4 protein-coding genes are annotated in these 3,398 nt (G+C 62.5%); all 4 read left to right on the top strand.

Annotated elements, in window-relative coordinates; all coding sequences use genetic code 11:
- Window positions 1-607: methenyltetrahydromethanopterin cyclohydrolase (mch, locus tag EN939_RS26130; RefSeq protein ID WP_127270662.1), on the top strand; the 607-nt coding region annotated here is incomplete at its 5' end.
- A 134-nt stretch (window positions 608-741) separates the two neighbouring features.
- The gene (locus EN939_RS26135; RefSeq protein WP_127269834.1) at window positions 742-1,689 is read left to right on the top strand and encodes an ATP-grasp domain-containing protein; all 948 of its coding nucleotides are present in this window, start codon (window positions 742-744) and stop codon (window positions 1,687-1,689) included.
- Window positions 1,690-1,700: 11 nt separating this feature from the next.
- Entirely contained in the window at window positions 1,701-2,561 is an 861-nt protein-coding gene (locus tag EN939_RS26140) for a triphosphoribosyl-dephospho-CoA synthase (protein WP_127269836.1), read from the top strand.
- Window positions 2,562-2,710: 149 nt separating this feature from the next.
- The gene (fae, locus tag EN939_RS26145) at window positions 2,711-3,217 is read left to right on the top strand and encodes a formaldehyde-activating enzyme (RefSeq protein WP_013532036.1); all 507 of its coding nucleotides are present in this window, start codon (window positions 2,711-2,713) and stop codon (window positions 3,215-3,217) included.
- The last annotated feature ends 181 nt before the right edge of the window (window positions 3,218-3,398 follow it).

Below are 3,398 nucleotides of genomic sequence, written 5' to 3' on the forward strand. Positions count from 1 at the left end.
CGCCCTCGCCCGGGTCGAACCGCTGTTCGAAACACTTTCCTATCGCGACATCGCATCGTCCGCGGTGCTTATCCTTGAGACGGCCGAACCGCCTCCCCGCGCGATCGTTGAGAAAGTGGGCAAGGCAACTGGACTGGCGATGGAAAAGCTCACCTTCCTCTATGCGCCGACACAAAGTCTTGCCGGCAGCGTGCAGATCGTTGCGCGCGCGCTCGAGGTTGCCCTGCACAAGATCAACGATCTCAAATTCCCGCTGGAGAACGTTGTCGACGGCATCGGAACGGCTCCGATCCCCGCCCCCCATCCGGATTTCCTGACCGCCATGGGCCGAACCAACGATGCCATCATCTATGGCGGCAGCGTCCAGCTCTTCGTGAAAGGATCGGCGAAAGAGGCTGGCAAACTCGCGGAAAAACTTCCCAGCAGCGCCTCACGGGACTACGGCCAACCCTTCGCCGAGATCTTCGCGCGGTTCAAGGGCGATTTCTATGCCATCGACCCGCTGCTGTTCAGCCCGGCCGAAGTGATCGTGACAGCGATCGAAACCGGCGATACGTTTCGCGCCGGTCGGCGTGATCTGAAAATGCTCGAACGAAGTCTCGGCTAGAGCATGGCGGTGCCAAGGGATTCGTCCGTCATTCGCCTGCCCGACGACTGCATTTCGTGCAGCCCCGTCGCGGACGCGGCCATTGGGGCGCGGAATCGCTCACGCCTCTTAGGTTCCCGCACCCGAGGCGCCACATGATCCCTCGCATCCTGATCGTCAGCGACAAAGTGGACACTGGTTCGAACGGCCTGGCGGCAGGACTTGGTCGGAGAGGCGCCGCCGTTGCAGCCGTGCCGCTGGCAGCGATCGCATTCGACACCAGCAGCCCGAGCGGACTTTCGATCCCCGGCTTCGGCGGCACGCTGCCCGACGCCGTGCTCGTTCGTTCCATCGCCGCCGGATCGTTCGAAGCGATTACCCGGCGCCTCGGCATGCTGCACGCGTTAAGCAGACTGTCGGTTCCCGTGTGGAATTCCGCGCAGGCGATCGAGCGCTGCGTCGACAAGTCGATGACGACATTCCTCTTGAAAAATGCCGGCCTGCCTACGCCACGCACCTTTGCCGTGGAAGGACTTGCCGTCGCCGAGGAGATCGCGGCGCAAGAGCTTCCGCGGGGACCGCTGGTGCTGAAACCCTTGTTCGGAGCGCAAGGCCGCGGGATAAAGCTGATCCGCACGCTGTCGGACCTGCCGGCCGCAGAAGAGGTGAACAGCGTCTATTACCTCCAGCAATATGTGTCGCGTGCCGGTCCGCCTTTCCGGGATTTTCGCGTCTTTGTCTGCGCCGGCGAGACCGTGGCGATGATGAGCCGCATCAGCGACGACTGGATCACGAACGTCAACCGGGGCGGCGTGCCGGAACAGGTTTCCCAATATGGCAAGGCGGAACTGGCCTCGCTGGCTGTCGCCGCGTCAGCCGCGGTCGGCGCGGATTTTGCCGGCGTGGACATCGTGCGGGATGACGACGGCAATCTGTTCATACTCGAAGTGAACAGCATGCCCGCCTGGTCGGGATTGCAATCGGTGGTCGCCGTGAATATCGCCGAGGCAATCGCCGATGCCTTGCTGAAGCTCCTGGCCGACCGTGCCGAAGCGGCCGCCGCGCCGCGGCCCTATCGTTTTACCGCGCCTGCGAATTCGTGAGGGCCAGTAGGATGGCGGTTTCGCGCGAACGCCTCCGGGCCAGTTACAAGGATGCCTGCAGGATGGAGATCGAAGCCCTCAAACCGGGCAACGTCCATCTGTTCGCCGACGGACACGGCATGTCCGCCGCCCAGTTCATGATGAGTGCGGAGGTTTCTTCCGGGCCGCTGACCGATCCTCGTCTGCCGGTCGGACAGCGCATGCTGGAGGCCGTGCGCGCGACCCGACTGGCGGTCGCAACCAATACCAATCTCGGAATCATCCTTCTGGCAGGGCCACTGATATGCGCCGCCGAAATGGGCGGTGACAGACTGCAGGACAATCTCGACTTGCTGCTTCGGGCTTTGAGCGTGCAGGATACCAAGGCGGTATTCGAGGCGATTGTCACGGCCGCGCCAGGCGGCCTCGGAGAAGCCGCCAACGATGTGCGGCAGGAGCCGAAGGTTCATTTGCTGGACGCGATGCGGGAGGCCGCCGACCGCGACATGATCGCCCGCCAGTACGGCAGCTGTTTCGGCGACGTGTTCGGGGTCGGGCTCGCCACGCTGGATGGAGCGTTGGCACGCGAAGAAACGGGCATGTGGCCGACGGTATTCGTCTACATGGCGTTTCTCGCCGGCTTCCCCGACAGCCATGTGATGCGCAAGCACGGCGTTGACGTCGCAAATCAAGCGCGGCAGGAAGCCGTTGCCGTTCAGGCGGCGCTCCATGCCGAGGGCGACGAGCCGTCGCGCATTCGCCTGCTCATGGAGTTCGACCGCCGGCTGAAGGCCGACAACATCAATCCCGGCACCTCGGCCGACCTCACCGTGGCTACTCTTTTAGTCCACACCCTCGCCCTCACCTTGCATAATCGCGGCGTTGGTGCTTGACTTCCAAAAGCGGAAGCTGTGCTTCCGCGGCTATCTAGCCAACCGGTCCGGGCAAATCCGGACGCTGCCAACAAGGATAGCTGTCCATCGAGCGCCTGCTCGGTTGCAGCGTCCGTGGACATCATAATTGTGTCTTGGAGGAAATTGGCATGGCAAAAATCTCAAAGGTTATGGTCGGTGAATCGCTGGTGGGAGACGGCAACGAAGTCGCGCATGTCGACCTGCTCATCGGCCCGCGGGGGAGCGCGGTCGAAACGGCATTCTGCAACGCGCTTACCAACAACAAGGACGGCTTTACTTCGCTTTTGGCGGTGATCGCGCCCAATCTTCAATGCAAACCCAACACCGTGATGTTCAACAAGGTCACGATCAAGGGCGCCAAGCAGGCGGTCCAGATGTTCGGCCCGGCGCAGCACGCCGTGGCAAAGGCCGTGCAGGACAGCGTTGCGGACGGGACCATTCCGGCCAACGAAGCGGACGACGTGTTCATCTGCGTCGGGGTGTTCATCCATTGGGACGCGGCGGACGACGCCAAGATCCAGAAATACAATTACGAGGCGACAAAGGAAGCTATCCAGCGCGCCGTTGCAGGAACCCCGACCGCCGCCGAAGCAACGGCCCAGCGCGACAAGGTCAAGCATCCGTTCGCAGCCTAGACAAGAGACAGCCCCGCACAGGAAAAACCCTCTTCTGAGACGGATGGTCTGTTGCGCCGGCTGAAAAAAGTTCTGGGCTTTTGAAACGTCACCTCCCGAAGGGCGCACGTCCTTCGGGAGTCGACGAGCAACGATGATCAGGCGCCGAGTGACGCGAGGCGGCCGGGTGTGAGCGTAGCGT

Origin of the sequence: Mesorhizobium sp. M7A.F.Ca.CA.002.05.1.1, from assembly GCF_003998335.1 — a bacterium.
Classification (GTDB): Bacteria; Pseudomonadota; Alphaproteobacteria; order Rhizobiales; family Rhizobiaceae; genus Mesorhizobium.